This is a genomic window from Nostoc sp. 2RC, from assembly GCF_014222165.1.
GTDB classification, from domain to species: domain Bacteria; phylum Cyanobacteriota; class Cyanobacteriia; order Cyanobacteriales; family Nostocaceae; genus Nostoc; species Nostoc linckia.
In genome coordinates this window covers 1-253 of record NZ_JACKZU010000849.1, presented here as the reverse complement: position 1 = coordinate 253, position 253 = coordinate 1, and the positions used below count along the sequence as shown (strand labels likewise).

Annotated in this window: 1 rRNA gene; it reads right to left on the bottom strand. The window is 54.5% G+C overall.

What is annotated here, in order from left to right:
* Positions 1-253 (bottom strand): 23S ribosomal RNA (locus tag GNE10_RS35230); the annotation flags it as partial.

Sequence of the window (253 nt, the reverse complement as noted above, 5' to 3'; positions counted from 1 at the left end):
AACCCGGATAACGGGCTGCGGTTAGACGTCAACAACAACAAGGGTGGTATTTCAAGGATGGCTCCACCAGAGCTGGCGCCCCGGTTTCATAGCCTCCCACCTATCCTACACATGTTGATGCTAACGCCAAGGCGAAGCTGCAGTAAAGGTTCATAGGGTCTTTCCGTCTGACCGCGGGAACCCCGCATCTTCACGGGGAATTCAATTTCGCTGAGCCTATGCTGGAGACAGTGGGGAAGTCGTTACGCCATTC